The organism is Alicycliphilus denitrificans K601 (assembly GCF_000204645.1).
Lineage (GTDB): Bacteria > Pseudomonadota > Gammaproteobacteria > Burkholderiales > Burkholderiaceae_C > Alicycliphilus > Alicycliphilus denitrificans.
On sequence record NC_015422.1, the window covers coordinates 1,645,873 to 1,665,477 of the forward strand.

The window sequence follows — 19,605 nt, forward strand, 5'->3', positions numbered from 1 at the left end:
GGGAGCATCCAAGGCGTAGCTTCGCGGCTCGGCTTGATGGTCAGGAGCCAACTAGGAGCCAGCAGGGAGAGGTGTAGGCTCCAGTGCATCATGTAATGCCCGAGTGGTGAAATCGGTAGACACAAGGGACTTGAACAATTTGAGCCCTCCGGGGGAAACCCCAGAGGTGAAGCCCGTCAAAGTCGGCGAACGCCCTGGATGCCCCGGCATCCGAGCCAACGCCGAGCCAAGCCCAGGCCCAATGCCTGGGAAGGTGTAGAGAGCAGACGGCGGGCACCTACGGCTGCAAGGCTATGGTGAAGGCGTGCTCCAGACCACGAACAGCGCACGCGCTGGCGGCGAAAGCCGAAGTGGTAAGAAAATCCCTCGCCGAAAGGCGTGCCGGTTCGATTCCGGCCTCGGGCACCAATTCAGGGGCCGCTTCTGTTGGCGCAGAAGCGGCCTTTTCATAGGGGGCAATGACACGGCTCATCCAAGCGCGTTCAGTCAAGGTTAACTCCGCTGCGCTAGATGTAGTTTCTCAACACGTTGTTCCCCTCGAAGCCAAGGCGAGTGATAGGAGGACGATGTGAAGTTGCCGAGTGTGGCCGATGGAAGTTGTAGTGGTACATCCACGGCTGCAGTTCCCGCGCTCGATGTTCCGAGGACGGGTAGACGAAGGCATAGGCCCACTCGCGCAGCAAGGTCTGGATGAAGCGTTCGGCTTTGCCATTGGTCCTTGGCGTGTAGGGGCGCGTGCGGATGTGCTTGATGCCCAGGCGACGCAGCAATTTGGTGAAGCGGCGTGACTTGTAGGCCGAGCCGTTGTCGGTCATCACTCGCTCAACGTTCACGCCCAGGCTCTTGTAGTAGCGCAGTGCGGCCAGCAGGAAGGCAAAGGCGCACTTGGCCGTCTCGTCGGCGAGCATCTGGCTGAAGCCCACGCGCGAATGATCGTCGATAGCCACATGCAGCGCTTGCCAGCCGGCACGCGGGGTGTTCTGTGTGCGATCGCCCGTGACACGGTGGCCAGGCTTGTCGAAGCGCCCAAGCTTCTTGGTGTCCAGGTGCAGCAATTCGCCCGCGCTTTGGCGTTCGTAACGGCGCACGGGCACCGTGTCTTGCAACGCGGGCAAGCGCGCCACCGCAGCGGCCTTGCAAGCACGTGCCACGACGCTTATGGACAGGCCCACCCGCTCGGCAATGCACGCGTAGGTCAGGCGCTGATTGCGGCGCAGCGCCACCGCCCGCTCGAGCTTGAGGGCATCGCTGCGTCGCGGACTGCGCTCGGGTCGGGAACTGCGATCAAGCAGGCCGGGCGCGCCCTGGCTGGCCCAGCGACGCTGCCACTTGCGTGCGGTGTGTGCGCTCAAGCCTGCGGCTGCAGCCGCAGGCTTGAGCCCGATGCGATCGATCTCGCGCACCAGATGCTCTCGACCTCTGGGCGTCATTGAGGCATTCTTGTGGATGTTCACACGGGGAGTCCTGAAGAAAGTTGGCCGGCTTGAGAACCTCCATCTTCCTTCACCTCGGGTGAACAACCTCTTGGGAAACTACAGCTAGATCGCGACAAGCCCAGGAGCAAGGTCCAGCGGCCTTCACCGATTGACTGCCCGATGTGTTGAAACCTCAGCCCAGATGCTCCGCACCTCGGATTACGGCCTCGGGGAATAGATTCTGCGCCACGATCGCGGTGCGAGCCGCTGCGACATCGGGCACAAAGGCCACGACTGCCAAGTCCTTCGTTGCACGCGAGCAGCACACATAGAAGAGGCGGCGGGTTCGATCGAGTACGGACTCTTCACCTGCCGCCAGGTTGGCTTCGTCCTTGTCCGAGAGGGGGACGTACCCGAGATACTTCCCGTAAGAATACTGCCGGAAGCCCGCTTCCTCATCGTCGATGACGACCAATACGCGCTCAAATTGGGCACCCTTCACCCCATGATGCGTCGCGAACGGTGACTCCTCTGTAAAGTAGCGCCGGTAGGCCCAGAGTTCGTCGACACCGCATGCCAGATAGGCTTGAACGTTCTCGAAGCCGCTGCTGCCGTCATCCACAGGCTCTGCAACCAGATGCATGGCGAAGCGATCATCGAGGCGCAGCAACTCGTTATCTCGCACATGCGTCAAGACGTCCCGGATAGTCGCCTGCGATCCTGCTGCCAACAGACCGACAAGCCCGTCGAGCGCTTGCTGTAGCGCTGTAAGAACGGGGGCCGTCGCTTGCCCTCGAAGCCGCGCTGGTTCAAGCCTCGGGCATTCGCTGCGCAAGGTCGATATCACTGTGAACCGATCACCCGCTTGCGCCGCGACAACGAGCGGAAGTATGTGCTGGACAAGTGGACGGAGCGGCCAGGCTGTGCCATCGCTCAGCCCTTCACTCAGACTCATGGGGGCTCGGTCATTGAGCGCAGCATACAGATTAGGGAACCCGAGCCGGTTGGCCGCCATGCGGTGCACCAGTACAAGCAGGCGGACATCGCCTTCCCGCACGTCGCTTAGCCACAGACCGTCGCCGGTTTCGGCGGCCAGCCACTGCCTAATGGCCGCGAGGCGCGCACTCCGCTCCGCGTCCGCCGGCAGGATGAACAGATTGGAGGTACCGGCAACCGGCTGCTCGATGCCATCAACGGTTATCGTCCGACCACGCACCTGCTCAAGACCGTCGCCAGGGGCGCGGATTGCATTGATGACCCCGAGCACCGATGTCGGGCACCGGAAGTTCTCGGGCTTTGTGATCTCCGCCCAGCCGTCGTTCAGCGGGACAGTGCCTACTCCGCTCATATAGATCTTCTGCATCGGGTCTCCGAAGAACCCGACACACAGGCCAGGATGTTCGCCCGCAATGTGCCGTAACGCCTCGACGACCTCCGGATTGGTGTCTTGGCTCTCATCGACGAAGATGTAGGGAAAGCGCTTAGCGACGAGTTGTCTCAGCAGCGGATGCGCTGCGACGCAGGCTGGGGTGAGCTTGAGGATATCGTCATGGCCAAGGATGCCTTCAGCGTAGCTGCTGCCGGTGCCGTAGACGAACTTCTCTACTTCACTGATCGCAGCCAGATCGGCTTCGAGATCTGCGATCTCCTGTTCGAGGCGGGCCTTCGTTTTCGCCTGAGTCCGAGGCTTGTCGTAGTGTGCGCGTCGCTCCGCGATCTTCTCGTCGATGCGGATGGCTACCCAAGCCGCGATATCCGAATGGAACGGCCGGATGACTGACCACAGGAAACTGTGGATGGTCGAGATGTGGAATAGCGGCGAGGCCCCGACATCGGCCGAAATCTCACCGACGGCGACTTCGGTATATGTGATGCAGGCGATTTGTTGCCCGGCGCGGCGCAGGGCAGGACCGCGGGTCTCGGCTAGGTGCGCCATAGCCTTGATCAGCGAGGTCGTTTTCCCCGACCCCGCACCGGCGACCATGACAAACGAGCGTGGCGGCATCCGATCGAGACACGCTCGAACATCTAGATCGGCTTGTGTGTCAGGACTGCCGATCCGGCTTGTCATGCCGCTACCTCGTCGCCGGCGGCGACTGGTGCCCCCTGGGGCGCGTCCTCATGCGGCTGGCCCTCATGCGGCTGGTCCTCGTCCGGTTCCGGCGGCGCAATCTCGGTCTCAAGCCAGCTCAGGCCCTCGGCGATATAGGTTGGGACAGACCAACTGCTCGGATCTTCGGCTAACAAGGCGAGCGCGAAGTCGGTCTTGCTGAAGCTCTTAGCCTGCACGCGCTTGTGGATGCGTTCCGCAAGCGTGGTCAGGTTCTTCTCGTCGGCCTTGGCGATGCGGAGCTGAAGCGGCTTACGGTTCTTGTCCTGACACCATTCAAGATTTTCGAGTGCGAATGCTTCCTCCAGCGTGCGCCCGGCTAGCGCCAGGGTTTCTCCGCCCCAAGTGACATCGGTCCGGCACTGATAGGCAACGCGTACCAAAGCGTCATTGTCGTCCGTCCTCGCCTGGATCTTCTGCTCAGCCGTCGCCTCCCACAGGGCGGCGACCGTGTCGCATTTCGGTAGCCATTGGAGCAAAGTCTGATTGGACGTCGCCGCGCCCGGATGACCGGCTATGCACGCCTTCCCGGGCTTCTCCGCAGCCACAGGCAAATCGTCCTCGTCATCGTCAATGTCCTCAGCGTCAGCGCCGGCAGCCTGCGCGTTCTCGGCGGCTGGTTCCGCGGCTTCCGGTTGACCAGCGGGTGCCGCACCCTCGCCATCCTGCCCCAGTGGACCGAACACGCTGTCGAGATCGGTGATGATGAGCGTTGTCAGTCCGAGAAACTCGATCAGCGTTTTGAATCGGTAGCCGAACGCTCCGCCGATCTCTAGGACGGTGAGATAGGTCGATTGCAGCCGCGGCGCGGCATTGGCGATCATCTGCGGCAATAGCAGCCGTTCGACATTGCCTTCGACCAGCACGGCGCCATCGGCGAAGAACAGATCGCAGTGCGCGAGTTTCAAATAGCGCTCGAGGAAGCTTCGGATGTCCGGATCGGTGCTGTCGTAGAAAACCGAGAGGTTGAGCACATCGGAGGTCGACACATTCTGTGCACGGCTTCGACGAAAATAGCGGATCGGCCGGAAGCCTCGTTCGTAAAGGATATGAGTCGAATGGGTCGTGACGACGACCTGGCTCGTATAGTGCGTGCGGTCCTCGCCCTTGAGCGCTAGGATGTCCATCACCTTGCGTATGAAGGCCTGTTGAAGCTGGGCATGGAGGTGCGCTTCGGGCTCCTCGATGAAGATCAGGTGGACCGGCGGACGGTTTTCCTCGATCGCCAGCCATTGAGCGTGGAGGTCGAGCAGCTCAACGACCATGAAGATGAGGTTTTTGAAGCCAAGACCGTTATACCGATCGGGCAAGGTAGGCGGGTCGGGCTTCCCGTCATCGGCTCCCAACGCATAGTGAACGATCGCGCCATCTCGACCGCTCATGATCTGGGCAGGGTCGAGGGCCGAGCGGATCATCATGCGCGGGTTTGAGAGGCCCGGATAGCCGAGCTTCGACAAGCTCTTGAGCGTCGGTTCGAACACTCGTTCGAGATGCTCATTAAGCGAGACTTCGGATGCTGCGAGGGCGCGCAACGCTTCGATATCTTCGCCTTTCTGTTCGAGGTTGCGCCCGTAGAAGCGACTGAGTACACGGGAGAGATCCTCGGCGCGAGAGCCACCTGGGCCGTCCGAGAGATGGCGCTGTGCGTTCAAGAAGTCAATGTGGAGAAGGCCGTTCAAGATCTCACGGCCGCTCCGGTCGCGTCCGGTGAGAGTGGCTGGGTCATAGCCAGCCTCTGCGACCATCTTCGCATCGAACCGCGCGGGATCGAGTACGAAATAGCGCAGCTCATATTCGTCATGTAGCCTGTCGCGAAGGAACTCCCGCAGGTTACGTGGCGAGGGATCGAAGGCGGGTGCTCCGTCTTCACCCTTAGCGACCGCATCGAGCACGCGCTGGCGCACTTCGACATAGCGTGCATGCGTCGCCGCAGGATTGGTGGGCGCGTTGAACAGCCCCGGATTTCGAGGAGGCACCAACTCTTGAGAAGATGGAGCCATGAACAAGTCACCGAAGTTCTCCCCGGAAGTCCGCGAGCGCGCCGTTCGCATGGTGCAGGAGCACCGAGCCGACTACCCGTCGCTGTGGGCAGCCATTGAATCGATTGCGCCCAAGATTGGCTGCGTGCCGCAGACCTTGAATGACTGGGTCAAGAAGGCCGAGGTCGACAGCGGCCAGCGCCCCGGCACCACCACGGCAGACGCCCAGCGCATCAAGGAACTGGAGCGTGAGGTCAAAGAGCTGCGCCGGGCCAACGACATCCTGAAGACGGCCAGCGCGTTTTTCGCGCAGGCGGAGCTCGACCGCCGATTGAAGTCTTGAAGAACTACATCGACCGCCACCGTGATGACTACGGGGTCGAGCCCATCTGCCGGGTGCTGCAGATGGCCCCGTCGTGTTACTGGCGCCACGCAGCCCGGCAACGCAACCCGCAACTGCGCAGTCAACGCGTCCAGCGTGACGAGGGTTTGAAAGCCGACATCCAGCGCGTGTGGCACGCCAACTGGCAGGTCTACGGGGCCGATAAGGTCTGGCTGCAGATGAACCGCGAGGGCATCGCAGTGGCGCGCTGCACGGTCGAGCGCCTGATGCGTGCCATGGGCTTGCAAGGAGCACGCCGTGGCAAGACAGTGCGCACCACCACGCCGGACACATCGGCACCGTGCCCGCTGGACCACGTCAACCGGCAATTCAAGGCCAGCCGGCCCAACGAGCTGTGGGTGTCGGACTTCACCTACGTCTCCACCTGGCAGGGCTGGTTGTACGTGGCCTTCGTGGTGGACGTGTACGCCCGGCGCATCGTGGGCTGGCGGGTCAGCCGCAGCATGCAAACGGACTTCGTGCTGGATGCGCTGGAGCAGGCGCTGTATGACCGCCAGCCAGCACGCCCATGCCTTGACGCACCATTCCGACAGGGGCAGTCAATACGTTTCCATACGCTACACCGAACGCTTGGACCAGGCGGGTATCCAGCCATCAGTGGGCAGCCGGGGTGACAGCTACGACAACGCACTGGCCGAGACCATCAACGGGCTGTACAAGGCCGAGCTGATTCACCGCCGGGGACCCTGGAAGACCAGGGAATCCGTGGAGCTGGCCACCCTGCAGTGGGTGCACTGGTTCAATCACGTCCGACTGCTCACGCCGATTGGGGGCATCCCTCCGGCAGAAGCTGAGGCAAACTACTGGAGGCAACTCGCCGTCAGCGACACCTCGACAGAGGTGTCAACTTAAACCAATCGGCCTCCTTGAAAGCCGGGGCGGTTCACGTAGGCAACACGCATCCCCACCAGCTTGCCTTCCCAAGCAAGGCTGGGAAGAAGATCGATGACGCGGTGAACATCGTCCGGACCGATTTCGAACCAAACGTCGATTTCCATCGTGGGAAGGCTCGCCTCGCCATCGCCCTCACCAAACGCAACGATGTCGGCCCAAAGTTCGGCACTAAAGTCGTGAATGTTGAAGCGGCCACTGCCAGTGAATAACTGGAGTGCGTGCCCGACTGATGTCTTGCCGCTGTTGTTGGCACCGACAAAAATAGAGATGTCGGAAGCAAGATCAATTACAACGTTTCGCAGCCGCCTGAAATTCCGGACGGCCAACTTCTTCAAATGCATCCTAACCTCCCCCGGTTATCGGATCATCTGGCTGGTCAAAAGGCCAGCATTTTTATGCAGATTACTATAACTATAGCGTTTCCCTTAGGGAAGGTCTGCACAAAGCGCAGTCAGTTGAGCTCTGCGCCGTTTGAAGAAGTGTCGTGACGGCTGCGACGCCATCGCTGGCCGGGTTGGCGTGCATTTCGGGGTGCATAGGCCGCCGATGCGGCTGATCTCGCGCTGTGCAGGCGCACTCATCCCTGCACCCCGCCCAACTGGCGACGCACCATCCATAGATTGGACAGAGCAAACAGCGTGTGCAGCTGCGCTGTGTTCTTCGCCAGTCCGCGGTAGCGCACCTTCACATGGCCGAACTGGCGCTTGATCACGCGGAACGGGTGCTCCACCTTGGCCCGGATGCTGGCCTTGAGTTTCTCCAGCTCGTCGATCAGGCGGTTCGACTCCCGACTCTTGTCCAGCGCCCGGCGCTTGCCTGGGCGCATGGCGATGTTCCAGCGCACACCCAGCCTGGCATCGGGGCGCTTGTCCACACCCTGGTATCCAGCGTCACCGAAGCCTTCCGTCTCTTCACCATGCAGCAGCGCGTTGGCCTCGGTCACATCGCCCGCGCTGCCGGCTGTGCCGCGCACCGTGTGCACCAGGCCCGACTCCGCATCCACGCCGATGTGCGCCTTCATGCCGAAGTACCACTGATTGCCCTTCTTGCTCTGCTTCATCTCCGGGTCGCGCTCGCCCTCAGCGTTCTTGGTCGAACTCGGTGCTGCGATCAGCGTGGCGTCCACCACCGTGCCTGCTCGCAGCATCAGGCCCTTGCTGCGTAGCAGGTCGTTGATCGTCTGAAGGATCTTGGGCGCCAGCTTGTGCTTCTCCAGCACGCGCCGGAAGCGCAGGATGGTCGTCTCGTCCGGCACGCGCTCATCCCAGCCGCCCAGACCCGCGAAGTCCCGAAACAGCGCCATGTCGTGCAGCGCCTCTTCCATCGCTGGGTCACTCAGGTTGAACCACTGCTGCATGAAGTGAATCCGCAGCATCACCTCCACCGCGAATGGCGGCCGGCCGCGCCGGCCCTCGGGCATGAAGGGGCTGATCAACGTGACCAGCTCCGACCACGGCACTACCCGGTCCATCTCTTCGAGAAACACGCGCCGCCGCGTGCGCTTGCTCGATTGGCCCAGCCCCAAACTTGTCTGCTTCATGCCAGCATCGTCTCAGCTGTTAAGCCTGCGCGGTAGCTGACTTGCCCTGGGTTTATGCAGACTGTCCTTAGGGAAGGTCTGAACAACACGCCCTGACCCTTGGATTCCAGTGTCCGAGCGCTTGAGGCACGCCAATTCGTGTGTCTTCTCGCCCTTTTTGGCGCTATCGGATGGGTTTTCCCATCCAGCAGACGCAATTACCCCACGGCAGCTGCCAACTGCCGCCGCACCATCCACAGGTTCGACAGCGCGAACAGCACGTACAACTGGCCGGCATTTTTCGCAAGCCCGCGATAGCGCACCTTCATGTAGCCGAACTGCCGCTTCACCACCCGGAACGGGTGTTCCACCTTGGCCCGCACGCTGGCCTTGAATTGCTCCCAGCGCTTGACGTACATGCGCTCGCGCGCATTGCCAATGGCCTTGACCTTCGAGGGCTTCTCGGCAATCCGGAACGCCGCGTCCACATCTTCCAACTCCGGTCGATGCTCGGCGCCGGTGTACCCGCTGTCACCCCAGATGACATCTTCCTTGCCATGCAACAGCGCGTGCAGCCGCGTCACGTCGGCCACGTTGGCTGCCGTGCAATCCACGTGGTGCACCAGCCCGGAGTCCTCGTCCACCCCGATGTGCGCCTTCATCCCGAAGTGCCACTGGTTGCCCTTCTTCGTCTGGTGCATCTCGGGGTCGCGCGTGCCTTCGGCGTTCTTGGTCGAACTGGGCGCGGCGATGATCGTGGCATCGACGATCGTCCCGGCCCTCAGGCTCTGACCCCTGCGCGCCAAATGCGCGTTGACCCGCTCGAACAACTGCCGCGCCAGGTCGTGCGTCTCCAGCAAGCGGCGGAAGTTGAGGATGGTCGTCTCATCCGGAATCGCGTCCAACCCGCTCAGCCGCGCGAAGCGCCGCATCACCGCAGTGTCGTACAGCGCCTCCTCCATCGCCGGGTCACTCAAGGCGTACCACTGCTGCAGGAAGTGGATGCGCAGCATCGTGGCCAAGGCATACGGCTGGCGACCGGGGCGCCCCAGCTTCGGGTAGTGCGGCTCGATCAGCTTCAGCAGCGCCGACCACGGCACCACCCGCTCCATCTCGTCCAGGAACACCTCACGTCGCGTCCGCTTGCGCTTGCCCATGCCCTCGGCATCTCCGAACGAAAGCTGCATCGTCATCACCTCGACTTCGGTGCGCTATTGTCGCTGATGGGGGAGTTGTTCAGAGCTTCCTTAGGGCGACGAACTTGGCGGCCACTGGTTGCTGCCGATCCACAAGGACACTTTCGACTGGTGCTGCATCGGTGGAACGGCCTATCGAACGCGTCGCGGCGTTAGCCGCCCCGATTCGTAAGCTCCGCGATCCCCTTGCCCTTTGGAGGAGGAGATGCATTTCACTGCAATGAGTAGAAACTTGGAGCGCATGCGTGCCGCTCTTACCGAATGGATGATTAAAGAGGAAATCCTGGGGGATGCGTTCTTCGTCGATATCGAGGCTTGGAGAGCTCGAAACGAGCCCTATGGGAACGACTCGCTCTTAGTCTTGGTGTTCGACAGCAGCACGCTTCATACCATGTTGAACTACGGTGGCGACACGATGGAGTTCGACGATCTGGTTGAGTCGTTCGGATTCTGGTACGAGCTTGGTCACTCTTGGAACATGGGCTTCTACCCTATTGAGGGGGGCGAATTCAACATTGAAGTGCAATGTGGTTGGGGTTGAAGAATACCTCGCTTGGGGTTAGGTAGCCGAGCCTCTTTCTGGGCCTGTCGTTGAGACGATCCTCGGCGGCTTGTAGCTCTTCCATGGTGATGGTCGAGAAGTCGCGGCTGCGCGGGAAATACTGTCGAAGCAGGCCGTTGAGGTTCTCGTTGCAGCCGCGTTGCCACGGGCTGTGCGGATCGGCGAAGTAGATCGCAGCCTTGAGTGATTTCTCCAGCCTGCGGTCCTCGGCGAACTCGCTGCCTCGATCGAAGGTGATGGTGTGGATGTAGTCGGCCAGCCGATCCATGCGGCACTCGATGGCTTGCGAGACGGCATCGGCGGTGCCGTCCGGACTCCAGGTCAGGCGCACGAAGCCGCTTCGCCGCTCGACCAATGTGATCACCGCGCCCGTGCCGCGTGCGGGACGCACCGAGTCGCCTTCCCAGTCGCCAATGCGGCTTCGCTCGGCGACTTCAGGCGGTCGCGCCTGAATCGGCTTGCGGTCGGCGAAGCGGCCCGTGCGGCGCTGGCCGTAACCGCGACGCCGCTTCGGTTGCCGCAAGTGCGAGTGCAAGCCGAGCTCGCGTGCATACCGGTAGACCGTCGTGTGGCTCACCTTGCCGGCCTTGAGCAGACCCAGACGGCCGGCGATCTGCTCCGGGCTGTGCTCCTGCTTCAGGCGGGCGGTGAGCTCGGCCACCACGCCTGGCGCCAGCGGACTTCGAGAGCTCGCCAAGGTTCGGCGCTGCGTCGCGAGGCCATGTGCATGCGAGGCGGTGTACGCCTTACCGCACCGATTGCGGGATAGCTCTCGCCCAACGGTACTCGGATGGCGGCCGATCTTCTCGGCGATGGACTTGCGGCTTTCGCCCGCGCCATGCAGCGCCGCGATCTGGTAGCGTTGCTCCAGGGTCAGGTGTCGATAGTTCATGTGCAGCTCCACTTGCCGGTGAAGCGGTGCAGGCTACGACACCTGGCTCGCTTCGGGTCTGGGAAGTTGCACTTCAGGGTTTAATCCGCCGGGTATGACTACTCACGGCTTTCAGGCACCTATGCATCCAAGCTGCAAGATGAAAGGTGGCGTAAGAAGGCAGCAACCGTGAAGAAGCGGGCAGGACATCAATGTCAGGACTGCGGAGCCACGAAGCCTTTGGATGCCCACCATTGCTACTACGCAAATATGCGAGAAGGCTTCGAGCCGTGGGAATACCCACTCAGTGCCCTGCGTGCTTTGTGTCGTGAGTGTCACATCCGGCGCGAGAGATCAGAGATCCGGCTACGTGCGTTTGCTGCGTCCCTGACGAGCGAAGAACTTGACGCGCTGCGCCCCGCCATCAGTCACGCCATCTATTGGCACCAAACCGCAGCGGTGTTCTCGTCCCTTTCCGCCCTGGGGCCAGAAGAACGACACCTACAGGCAGCGCTGGAGATTCTCAGAAACGGCCGAAACGATCCCGACCGCTGAAGGGGCGTCTACCTTGCGTGGCGTCTAAATCCCCGGTCCCCCGCCATGAACGCCTCCAGCATATGCGGGATCAGCGTCATGGCGTCGACCGTCTCGCCATACGTCTGTGCGTGCAGCGCGGCGTAACGATCGAGGTCTGCCTTGAGGCTGCCCGAGCAAACAAAGGTCAGCTTGACGCTCTCGGTCTTGGGCAGCGGCCCGAGTCGCAGCTTGCGGGTCGTGCTCATCTCGAACTCCCCCGGTTGAAGAACAGCGGCTGATAGGGGCGGAGAACCAGGTCGCGGTTGACGATGATCCGCACCGGCAAACCCGGCCGTTCGGTCAGCGTCGGCTGGATGTTGAGGTTGCGCCGGGTCATTTCCTGTCCGACCTGGTTCACGCTGTCCTGCAAGCTGTCGCGTCCGGCGATGATGACGCGGTCGCCGTTCTGGCGGTTCCCCGGCGAGGCCAACTCGGCACCGACGCCCAGCAGCGTCGTCAGGGCGGCGCCGGCGAAGATGCGATCCCAATGCCAATCGACACCATCCTCCAGGCCGGCATAGCCGGCCGGGTCGGTGCCGGCCAGGTTGTCCAGCGTCAACGAGGACGTGTCCGGCAGAATGATCCGGTTCCACACCACCTGCACCCGGCTCTGGCCGTAGCTGACCTGGCTGTTGTAGCGCCCGAGGATGCGCGCCCCCTGTGGAATCAGCAGATGCCGGCCCGTAGCCGTGTCGTAGACAGGCTCCGTCACCGTAGCGATCACGTCGCCCGGCAAGTCCGACTTGATGCCCGTCACCAGCGCGCCCGCGATCACGGTTCCGGCCATCACCTGATACGGAGACGCCGGCAGCGCCAGGTTGCCGGAGTTGCGGGTTTCCGTAGAACCGGCTTTCAGGAACGCTTCTTTCTGGTCTTGCCGGTTCTGCACGGTCGTCGGGTCGGCGGGCTGGGCCGCCGTCGAGGCAGGCCCGGCAGCGAGAGGAGCGAAGGCCGCGAGTGTGTTTGCAACACCAGGCGCACCCGGCGCAGCTTGCGCGACCGTGGTGGCGGCCTGGCCCTGGGCGCCCGAGCGGAAGAACACCGACGAGGCCGCCGCCGCGTCCGCCTCCTTGCGCAAGGCATCTTCGGGATCATGGCCTGGCGGCGAATAGCCCGGCGTCACCGGCTGCTGCGAAGCGACGATGGCCGGGCCAAGGTCGCCGGGCAACGGCGGCCCCAGCTCGGGCACATCGGGCGGCAAGGCTGGTGGCAGCTTCGAGTAATCCGTCGGCAGCGCATCCAGTCCTTCGGACTTCGAGACGCGATCGACGTTGTAAAGCTCGGTTTGCTCGCCCGTACCGCGCCGCTGCGGTTGCAGCGACCAGATCGTGGCCCCAAGCACGGCGACCGACAGGCCGCCGACGAGGATGGCCAGCGTGCGCCGGTTCAGGCGCGTGACCGGGCGCGGCTGGGCGCGCAGCGCCACCGCCTCGGGCGCGACCTTGCCCGCCTGCGGCGTGGCGAGGTCGGGGGTGTTGTCCTGGCTCATGGTCAGTTCCTCCGTGCCACGCCATCCGTGCGCTCGATCCGCACCACGTCGCCCTTGTCACCGCCCAGGCGCAGTTCGGCCGCGCCGAACAGCCGATCCACGATGTAGTACGGCGAGCGGAAGCGGTAGTTCACCAGTTGCCCGTCGCCCTGCGCGCCGATGACAAACAGCGGCGGCAGCTCGCCTTGCGCGATGCCCGCCGGAAACTGGATATAGACCTTTTCGCCGTCATCGAACGCACGCAGCGGCTTCCAGGGCGGATTGCTGCCGCTGATCGCGTAGCGGAAGCGCAGGTTCTCCAGCGCCAGCCCGGTATCGACAGGCGCGGCGGCATTGGCCGCCTGCGCCTGACGCTGTAGCGCCAGCATCCGGTCGCGCGGATACTCCCAGGACACGGACGCCATCCACGTCTTCTCCGTCGAAGCCAGCTCCAGCAGGTACGTCCTGCGGCTGGTGGTAATGACGAGATTGGTCTTGAGGCCCGAGCGGATCGGCTTGACCAGCACGTTCACGCGCAGGTCGGCACCGCTACCGCTGGACGTGTCGCCCACGATCCAGCGCACGGTATCGCCGGCGGCCACCGTCACCAGTTCCTCGCCCGGCTGGAGCGAAACCACGGTCACACGGCCGACGGCCGCATAGACCTGATACAGCGCGCCATCGGTGAAGGGCCAGACCTGAATCGCATTGACGTAGCCCTCGCGCGTGGGCGCGACGCGGGCCTCGGCATTGGCGCGCGAGACGCGCACCTTCTCGTCGGCCGGCTCCGGCGCGGGTTTGGCGTCCTCGAGCGGCTTCAACTGCGCCGGCATTGGCAGCACCTCGGGCACGGCCACCACTTCCACCGGCGCGGGCGGCTCCGGCAGCGGCTGCGCCTGCACCGGCTCATCGAGCGAGATGGTTGGCGGTGGCTTGCCCTGCGAGGCGCAGCCCGCGAGGGCGAGCAGGATCGCCGGCAAAGAGGATTTACGGAAAAGATCATTCATGGCTTGGCTCCTTCGGAAGAATCCAGTTCGCGGCTCCACGACAGGCCGTTGACGTAGATGCCCAGGGGGTTCTTGCGCAGGCGTTCTTCGGTGCGCGGCGGCTGGAGCACGATGGACACCACGGCCGTCCATCGCTCCAGCCCAGCCGCGGCGCCGTTGACGTAACGGCGTTCCGTCCAGCGCACGTTGAAAGAGGTGTCGCTGGCGCGCACGACGCTGGTGATCTGTACCGTCACAGACTCCTTGCCGATGCGCGCGAACGGGTCGTTGACCCGCGCGTAGTCGTTGAGCACGGCCGCGCCCTTGTCGGTCGTGTAGTCGTAGGCGTCGAGCCAGTTCTGGCGGACGACGATGGAGTCGATGGACAGCGAGCGCACCAGCGTCACGAAGCGCGCGATGTGGTGCGCGGTCTGCGCATCGTTGGGCCGGTATGGCGTGGCGGCTTCGCCCACGGCGCGTACCTGGCCCGCGTTGTCCACCTCCACGACGTAGGGCGTCACGATGGATTGCGCCGAGCGCCACACCAGCCCGCCGGCCATCAGCAGCGCAAGCGTCAGGCAACCGAAGGCCATCAGGCGCCAGTTCTTCGCCTGGACGCGCGGCGAGCCGATGCGCTCGTCCCACACCTGGCCGGCAGCTTGGTACGGCGTGGCAGGCTGCGGCGTGTCGGCGTAGCGCACCTGCGGTTTCTTGAATCGCATGGTCAGTTCTCCTTATGAATCGGAATCGCGCAGGCTCGGCCCCTGGCCGGAGCCGCCGCCATCGCCACCGCGCAGCGCGTGGGCGGTGGTGGTCGCGGCGTGGGTGAGTTGCTGGCGGCGATGCAGGCGCTTGGCCCAAGCGGGCTGTTCCTGTGTCTGCGCCGTAGCGGCGCCGGATGCGGCCTCGCCTGCGGCACCCTGACCGGATGCCGCGCCCGCGCCGCCATCGGCGGCAGCGCCGTTCCAGCCAGCGCGGAAGGGAGCGGCCATGCGTTGCCCGGCAGCGGATGCACGGGATGCAGCCGCACGTCCGGCGGACTGCGCGCCGGTCTTGGCGACGTTGCCCAAGCCCGCCATCGCGCCCTTTGCGCCGCCGCCAGCGGCGGCGGAGCCGGCCTGGAACGCCGATTTCGCACTGCCAGCCGCCGACGTGGCCGCACGCGCACCAGCGCCGGCCAGCTTGGCGGCAGCCGGTGCCATGCGCGCGCCAGCGGTCACGGCACCGCCTACGCCCGTCGCGGCAGCACCAACAGCCACCGCCGTCCCGGCTGCGCCGATGGCAGCGCCTGCCATCGCACCCGCGCCGAGCTGCGGCGCACCGGACACAAGGCCCGTGGCGATGCCAGGGCCGAAGATCCCCAGCGCCAGCAAGGTGAGCGAGGCCAGCATGATGACCAGTGCGTGGTCGAGCGACGGCTCATCGGGATGGACTTGGAACTGAGTGAACAGGCCCGAGCCGATACCGACGATCACGGCCAGCACCAGCACCTTGACGCCGGAGGCCACCACGTTGCCCAAGACCTTTTCGGCCAGGAACGAGGTCTTGTTCCAAAGCGCGAACGGCACCAGCACGAAGCCCGCGAGCGTGGTCAGCTTGAACTCGATCAGCGTGATGAATAGCTGGATCGCCAGCACGAAGAAGCAGAGCACCACGACCAGCCAGGCGAGGAACAACACCAAGATGGCATCGAGGTTCAAGAACACCTCGGGAAATCCCATCATGTCGTCGAGCTGGAGGAAGATCGGCCCGCCCGCGTCAAGGCCGGTTTTCGCCAGCCGGCCCGGCTGCAAGAAGTTCTCCATCGTGATGGCAGAGCCGGTGGCGGTGATGCCCAATCCCGCGAACGAGCGGAAGACGATGCTCGCCAGCCAGTTGAAGTTGTTGATGATGTAGGCGAAGGCGCCGACGTACAGCACCTTGCGCAGCAGCTTGGCGATCACGTCCTCGCCCTGGCCGGTGGCGTGGCTCATGGCCCAATACAGGCCGGCGATCGTCATGTCGATGACGATCAGCGTGGCCGTGAGGAACGCCACTTCGCCCCGCAGCAGCCCGAAACCCGAGTCGATGTAGGCAGCAAAGGTGTTGAGGAATTGGTCGATGATGGTCACGTCATTCATGGCGTGTCCTCCGGTTCGGCAGGAACGACCGGCGCCACGCCATCGGCCGGCTCATCAAAACTCGGCGGGATCGGTGGCAGCTCGGCCAAGGTCTGGTATTCATCCGGCCCGGCTTGGCCGGAGAAGAAGCGCCGCCGGAAGGCTTCGGCGGCGGCGCGGCAAGCGTCCTCGCCCGTGGCCTGCCGGTCGGCCGCGCATTGCGCGCGCAATGCCTTGAGCCGCACGGGATCAGCGGCCAGGGCATCGGCAAGGTGGTCGGCCGGCTGCTCGCCGCAAGCGGCCAGCAGCGCGGCACACAGGACGAGGACGCATCGCATGGCGGCCTCCCGTCAGTTGCCGTAGAAATCCACGCGCTGCGGCGTGTACGGCGTGCCATCGCCCATGAACCGCCGCCGTACTTCGCGCGCGCGCTCGGTGGCCGCCGCCTGCCGCGCCAGCTCCAGCGCGGCAGCGCGATCCTGCGTGATCTGGAGCCGCTGCGACTGGATCGACTGCTTGGCCTGCAAGGCGAGCAACTGGTTCATGGCCTGCATGGCTTGGAGCGCCCCTTCGGCCGACTGGCTCTTGCCCACGAGGTCGGCCAGCACGCTTTCGTCTTCGCCCAGGTTCTGCGACACCTGCGCCTGCATCTGCATCGTGGTCTGCAAGCCGTTGAGCGTGTTCCGCCAACGCTCCTGCGCGTCGCGGTACATCTGGTCGCCGCTGACGGTGGCGGCGTACTGCTCGGGATACAGGCGCGCGAACTCCCGATCCAGATTCGTCACGTCGTAGGCCAAGCCTCGGGCCTGGGCGATCAGCCGCTCGGTCGTTGCCAGATTCGCGCGCAACTGGCCGACCACGCTGGACGGCAGGCTGGCGAGGTTGCGCGCCTGGTTCATCAGCATCTGCGCTTCGTTCTGAAGCTGCTGGATCTGGTTGTTGATCTGCTCCAGCGTGCGGATCGCGGTCAGCGTGTTCTGCACGAGGTTCGTGGGATCGACCACGACCCATTGCGCATGGGCGGTGGCAGTGCAAAGCATGGCCGCAATGGCTGCGGCGATAAGGCGCTTTTTCATGACAGGTTCTCCAGGGGTTGGTCAGCGAGGGAACCCGGCGCGAGGCCGGGGAACGAGGGCAGCAGGTCGGCCGCCCAATCGAGGCCGCGATGGCGCAGCCAAGCGCCCGCGAAGCCGGGCACGCCGGCGTCCAGCAGCACGCGGCCTATGTCGCGCTGGTCTTGCGGCGTGGACGCGCCCGCGAAGGCCAGGGCCGCCGGCCCCAGGTCGAGGTCGAACAGGCGGTTGCCGAGGCGGGATTGGTAGTAGTAGTCACGCTTGGGCTGCGCGGTGGCGACGATTTCGATCTGCCGCCTGTTGAGGCCGAAGCCCTCGTAGATCGTGCGAATCTGCGGCTCTGTCGCCTGCGGGTTGGGCAAGAAAATCCGACTCGCACAGCTCTCGATGATCGCGGGCGCGATGCTCGAATCCTTGATGTCGGCAAGGCTCTGAGTGGCGAAGATGACGCTGACGTTCTTTTTCCTGAGCGTCTTGAGCCACTGCCGGATGCGCGCCGCGAACACCGGGTCATCGAGGAACAGCCACGCTTCATCGAGGATCAGCAGCGTGGGCGCCCCGTCGAAGCGTTCATCGAAACGCGCAAAGAGGTAATGCAGCACGGCCATGACGGCGGCCTTGCTGTGCATCAGTTCCTCCATCTCGAAGCACTGCACGTCGGCCATGCCCAGCCGGTCGTGGTCGGCGTCCAGCAGCTTGCCGTGGGCGCCACCCAGCACATAGGGCGAAAGCGCCTGCCGCAGCGTGTTCGATTGCAGCAGCACGGAAAGTCCCGTCATCGTGCGCTGCTCCACCGGCGCACCGGCGAGACTTCCCAGCGCCGACCAGATAGCCGCCTTCTCGTCGGGGCCGACTGCCACGCCTTCGTGCAGCAAGCGGCCTTCGATCCATTCGGCGGCCCAGGTGCGGTAGCCCTCACTGTCGATGCGCGCGAGCGGCTGGAAGGCGATTTCGCCATCCGTGCCCAGGTCGTAGTGCTCGCCGCCCAGGCCGAGGATGGCGGCCCGCATGGAACGGCCCATGTCGAAGGCGAAGATGCGCGAGCCGCGATAGCGGCGGAACTGCATCGCCAGCGTGGCGAGCAAGACCGACTTGCCCATGCCGGTCGGGCCTGCGACCAGCGTGTGGCCCACGTCGCCGATGTGCGTCACCAGCCGGAACGGCGTAGCGCCATCGGTACGTGTCACGATCAACGGTGGGCCGTCCAAATGATCGTTGCGCTCCTGGCCGGCCCATACCGCCGACACCGGCATCATGTGCGCCAGATTCAGCGTCGAGACGATGGGCTGGCGCACGTTGGCGTAAGCATTGCCGGGGAGCGAGGACAGCCACGCATCCACGGCGTTGAGCGTTTCGGGGATGGTGACGAAGCCCCGACCCTGTATGACGCGCTCCACCATGCGCAGCTTCTCGTCGGCCACGGCGGCGTCCGCGTCCATGACGGTGACGGTCGCCGTCAGGTAGCCGAAGGCGACTTGATCGCTGCCCAGCTCCTGCAAGGCAGCATCGGCGTCGGCGGCCTTGTTGTTGGCGTCGGTATCGACCAGCGGGCTTTCCTGCTGGAAGATCGTTTCGCGTAGCAGCGCGATGACGTTCTTGCGCTTGGCGAACCACTGGCGGCGCAGGCGGGCGAGTTCTCTTTCCGCCTCGGCTTTGTCGAGGCAGAGAAAGCGCGTGCTCCAGCGGTACGCAAAGCCCAGGCGGTTGAGGTCGTCCAGAATCCCCGGCCAGGTCGAGGTCGGGAAGCCCCGCACCGACACCACGCGCAGGTGCTGGTCGCCCAGCATGGGCGCCAGGCCACCGACCAGCGGCGAGTCGGTCAGCAGCGCGTCGATGTGGAACGGCACTTCGGGCACGCCGACGCGATAGCGCCGCGTCGAGATGGTCGCGTGCAGGTAGGTCAGCGTCTGCGCGTCATCGAGCCAGTCAATCTCCGGCATCACGCCGTCGAGCAGGTCAAAGACGCGATCCGTTTCCGCGACGAAGGCTTGCAGCCGCTCGCGCCAGTCCACGCCATTCGTCGGCGTGTTCTCGTAGAGCATCTTGGCTGCACGGGCGCGGGATTCTTCCGGCGGCAGGTAAAGCAGCGTCAGGTGATAGCCGCTCTCGAAGTGATTGCCCGATTCCTCGAAGGCGGCCCGGCGTTCTTCCTCCACCACCCAGGAAAGCGGCTCGGGAAACTCCGAGTGCGGATAATCGGCCGCAGGCCGACGCTCGGCTTCGATGAACAGCGCCCAGCCCGATCCCATGCGGCGCAGCGCGTTGTTCAACCGTGCCGACGTGGCGATCAGCTCGCCTTGCGTCGCGCTGTCGAGGTCAGGCCCGCGAAACCGGGCCGTGCGCTGGAAACTGCCGTCCTTGTTCAAGACGACGCCCGGCGCGACCAGCCCGGCCCAGGGCAGCCAGTCGGCAAGCAAGGCCGGCCGCTGGCGGTATTCGGCGAGGTTCAGCATC

Annotated in this window: 16 protein-coding genes, 1 pseudogene and 1 other annotated feature; of the genes and pseudogenes, 2 read left to right on the forward strand and 15 right to left on the reverse strand. The window is 64.2% G+C overall.

Annotated elements, in window-relative coordinates:
* Positions 1–506 precede the first annotated feature (506 nt).
* The 3 genes from ALIDE2_RS07780 to ALIDE2_RS07790 all read right to left on the reverse strand — a co-directional run bounded on the left by ALIDE2_RS07780 (position 507) and on the right by ALIDE2_RS07790 (position 5,525).
* Positions 507–1,454, reverse strand: a complete 948-nt coding sequence (locus ALIDE2_RS07780; protein ID WP_013721736.1) for an IS481 family transposase — start codon at positions 1,452–1,454, stop codon at positions 507–509.
* Positions 1,455–1,608: 154 nt separating this feature from the next.
* On the reverse strand, positions 1,609–3,486 hold the full coding sequence (locus ALIDE2_RS07785) for a UvrD-helicase domain-containing protein (protein ID WP_013721737.1): 1,878 nt from the start codon (positions 3,484–3,486) through the stop codon (positions 1,609–1,611).
* Positions 3,483–5,525, reverse strand: a complete 2,043-nt coding sequence (locus tag ALIDE2_RS07790; protein ID WP_238530121.1) for an ATP-dependent nuclease — start codon at positions 5,523–5,525, stop codon at positions 3,483–3,485. The genes ALIDE2_RS07785 and ALIDE2_RS07790 overlap by 4 nt, the downstream gene beginning before the upstream one ends.
* Here ALIDE2_RS07790 and ALIDE2_RS07800 point away from each other — a divergent pair.
* Positions 5,524–6,759, forward strand: a pseudogene (locus tag ALIDE2_RS07800) (IS3 family transposase). The gene ALIDE2_RS07790 and the pseudogene ALIDE2_RS07800 sit on opposite strands and share 2 nt — an antisense overlap.
* Positions 5,802–5,918: a sequence feature (AL1L pseudoknot), on the forward strand. Its footprint overlaps the pseudogene before it by 117 nt.
* Here the strand turns inward: ALIDE2_RS07800 and ALIDE2_RS07805 are convergent.
* The 3 genes from ALIDE2_RS07805 to ALIDE2_RS07815 form a co-directional block, all read right to left on the reverse strand.
* The gene (locus tag ALIDE2_RS07805) at positions 6,756–7,142 is read right to left on the reverse strand and encodes an AAA family ATPase (RefSeq protein WP_041700761.1); all 387 of its coding nucleotides are present in this window, start codon (positions 7,140–7,142) and stop codon (positions 6,756–6,758) included. The pseudogene ALIDE2_RS07800 and the gene ALIDE2_RS07805 overlap by 4 nt on opposite strands.
* Positions 7,143–7,378: 236 nt before the next feature.
* A complete protein-coding gene (locus ALIDE2_RS07810) occupies positions 7,379–8,341 on the reverse strand; it encodes an IS5 family transposase (RefSeq protein WP_013721738.1) in 963 nt (320 codons plus the stop codon).
* Positions 8,342–8,538: 197 nt separating this feature from the next.
* Positions 8,539–9,507 (reverse strand): IS5 family transposase, encoded by a 969-nt coding sequence (locus ALIDE2_RS07815; RefSeq protein ID WP_013721739.1) that lies wholly within the window; start codon positions 9,505–9,507, stop codon positions 8,539–8,541.
* Positions 9,508–9,721: 214 nt separating this feature from the next.
* Between ALIDE2_RS07815 and ALIDE2_RS07820 the strand changes: the two genes are divergently transcribed.
* A complete protein-coding gene (locus ALIDE2_RS07820) occupies positions 9,722–10,057 on the forward strand; it encodes a hypothetical protein (protein ID WP_013721740.1) in 336 nt (111 codons plus the stop codon).
* Here the strand turns inward: ALIDE2_RS07820 and ALIDE2_RS07825 are convergent.
* The 9 genes from ALIDE2_RS07825 to trbE all read right to left on the reverse strand — a co-directional run bounded on the left by ALIDE2_RS07825 (position 10,026) and on the right by trbE (position 19,604).
* Complete coding sequence (locus ALIDE2_RS07825; RefSeq protein ID WP_013721741.1) at positions 10,026–10,970, reverse strand: IS30 family transposase; 945 nt, start codon at positions 10,968–10,970, stop codon at positions 10,026–10,028. The two genes, ALIDE2_RS07820 and ALIDE2_RS07825, sit on opposite strands and share 32 nt — an antisense overlap.
* A 542-nt stretch (positions 10,971–11,512) precedes the next feature.
* Entirely contained in the window at positions 11,513–11,731 is a 219-nt protein-coding gene (locus ALIDE2_RS07830) for a DUF2274 domain-containing protein (protein WP_013721742.1), read from the reverse strand.
* Positions 11,728–13,014 carry a TraB/TrbI/VirB10 family type IV secretion system protein gene (locus ALIDE2_RS07835; RefSeq protein ID WP_013721743.1) on the reverse strand — a complete coding sequence of 429 codons (1,287 nt, stop codon included), beginning with the start codon at positions 13,012–13,014 and terminating at the stop codon, positions 11,728–11,730. The genes ALIDE2_RS07830 and ALIDE2_RS07835 overlap by 4 nt, the downstream gene beginning before the upstream one ends.
* 2 nt (positions 13,015–13,016) lie before the next feature.
* A complete protein-coding gene (gene trbG, locus ALIDE2_RS07840) occupies positions 13,017–14,000 on the reverse strand; it encodes a P-type conjugative transfer protein TrbG (protein ID WP_013721744.1) in 984 nt (327 codons plus the stop codon).
* The gene (gene trbF, locus ALIDE2_RS07845; RefSeq protein WP_013721745.1) at positions 13,997–14,701 is read right to left on the reverse strand and encodes a conjugal transfer protein TrbF; all 705 of its coding nucleotides are present in this window, start codon (positions 14,699–14,701) and stop codon (positions 13,997–13,999) included. Before trbF ends, trbG begins: the two co-directional genes overlap by 4 nt.
* 12 nt (positions 14,702–14,713) lie before the next feature.
* Positions 14,714–16,099, reverse strand: a complete 1,386-nt coding sequence (trbL, locus tag ALIDE2_RS07850) for a P-type conjugative transfer protein TrbL (protein WP_013721746.1) — start codon at positions 16,097–16,099, stop codon at positions 14,714–14,716.
* Positions 16,096–16,416: a hypothetical protein gene (locus ALIDE2_RS07855; RefSeq protein WP_013721747.1), complete on the reverse strand. Its 321-nt coding sequence runs from the start codon at positions 16,414–16,416 to the stop codon at positions 16,096–16,098. Before ALIDE2_RS07855 ends, trbL begins: the two co-directional genes overlap by 4 nt.
* Before the next feature lie 12 nt (positions 16,417–16,428).
* A complete protein-coding gene (gene trbJ / locus ALIDE2_RS07860; RefSeq protein ID WP_013721748.1) occupies positions 16,429–17,154 on the reverse strand; it encodes a P-type conjugative transfer protein TrbJ in 726 nt (241 codons plus the stop codon).
* A complete protein-coding gene (trbE, locus tag ALIDE2_RS07865; protein ID WP_013721749.1) occupies positions 17,151–19,604 on the reverse strand; it encodes a conjugal transfer protein TrbE in 2,454 nt (817 codons plus the stop codon). The genes trbJ and trbE overlap by 4 nt, the downstream gene beginning before the upstream one ends.
* Position 19,605: the final 1 nt, after the last annotated feature.

Excerpts from the sequence above, each read along its gene's own strand:
- ALIDE2_RS07785 (WP_013721737.1), bottom strand. The coding sequence starts at position 3,486 with ATGACAAGCCGGATCGGCAGTCCTGACACACAAGCCGATCTAGATGTT.
- ALIDE2_RS07790 (WP_238530121.1), bottom strand. The coding sequence starts at position 5,525 with ATGGCTCCATCTTCTCAAGAGTTGGTGCCTCCTCGAAATCCGGGGCTG.
- ALIDE2_RS07805 (WP_041700761.1), bottom strand. The coding sequence starts at position 7,142 with ATGCATTTGAAGAAGTTGGCCGTCCGGAATTTCAGGCGGCTGCGAAAC.
- ALIDE2_RS07810 (WP_013721738.1), bottom strand. The coding sequence starts at position 8,341 with ATGAAGCAGACAAGTTTGGGGCTGGGCCAATCGAGCAAGCGCACGCGG.
- ALIDE2_RS07815 (WP_013721739.1), bottom strand. The coding sequence starts at position 9,507 with ATGCAGCTTTCGTTCGGAGATGCCGAGGGCATGGGCAAGCGCAAGCGG.
- ALIDE2_RS07820 (WP_013721740.1), top strand. The coding sequence starts at position 9,722 with ATGCATTTCACTGCAATGAGTAGAAACTTGGAGCGCATGCGTGCCGCT.
- ALIDE2_RS07825 (WP_013721741.1), bottom strand. The coding sequence starts at position 10,970 with ATGAACTATCGACACCTGACCCTGGAGCAACGCTACCAGATCGCGGCG.
- ALIDE2_RS07830 (WP_013721742.1), bottom strand. The coding sequence starts at position 11,731 with ATGAGCACGACCCGCAAGCTGCGACTCGGGCCGCTGCCCAAGACCGAG.
- ALIDE2_RS07835 (WP_013721743.1), bottom strand. The coding sequence starts at position 13,014 with ATGAGCCAGGACAACACCCCCGACCTCGCCACGCCGCAGGCGGGCAAG.
- trbG (WP_013721744.1), bottom strand. The coding sequence starts at position 14,000 with ATGAATGATCTTTTCCGTAAATCCTCTTTGCCGGCGATCCTGCTCGCC.
- trbF (WP_013721745.1), bottom strand. The coding sequence starts at position 14,701 with ATGCGATTCAAGAAACCGCAGGTGCGCTACGCCGACACGCCGCAGCCT.
- trbL (WP_013721746.1), bottom strand. The coding sequence starts at position 16,099 with ATGAATGACGTGACCATCATCGACCAATTCCTCAACACCTTTGCTGCC.
- ALIDE2_RS07855 (WP_013721747.1), bottom strand. The coding sequence starts at position 16,416 with ATGCGATGCGTCCTCGTCCTGTGTGCCGCGCTGCTGGCCGCTTGCGGC.
- trbJ (WP_013721748.1), bottom strand. The coding sequence starts at position 17,154 with ATGAAAAAGCGCCTTATCGCCGCAGCCATTGCGGCCATGCTTTGCACT.
- trbE (WP_013721749.1), bottom strand. The coding sequence starts at position 19,604 with ATGCTGAACCTCGCCGAATACCGCCAGCGGCCGGCCTTGCTTGCCGAC.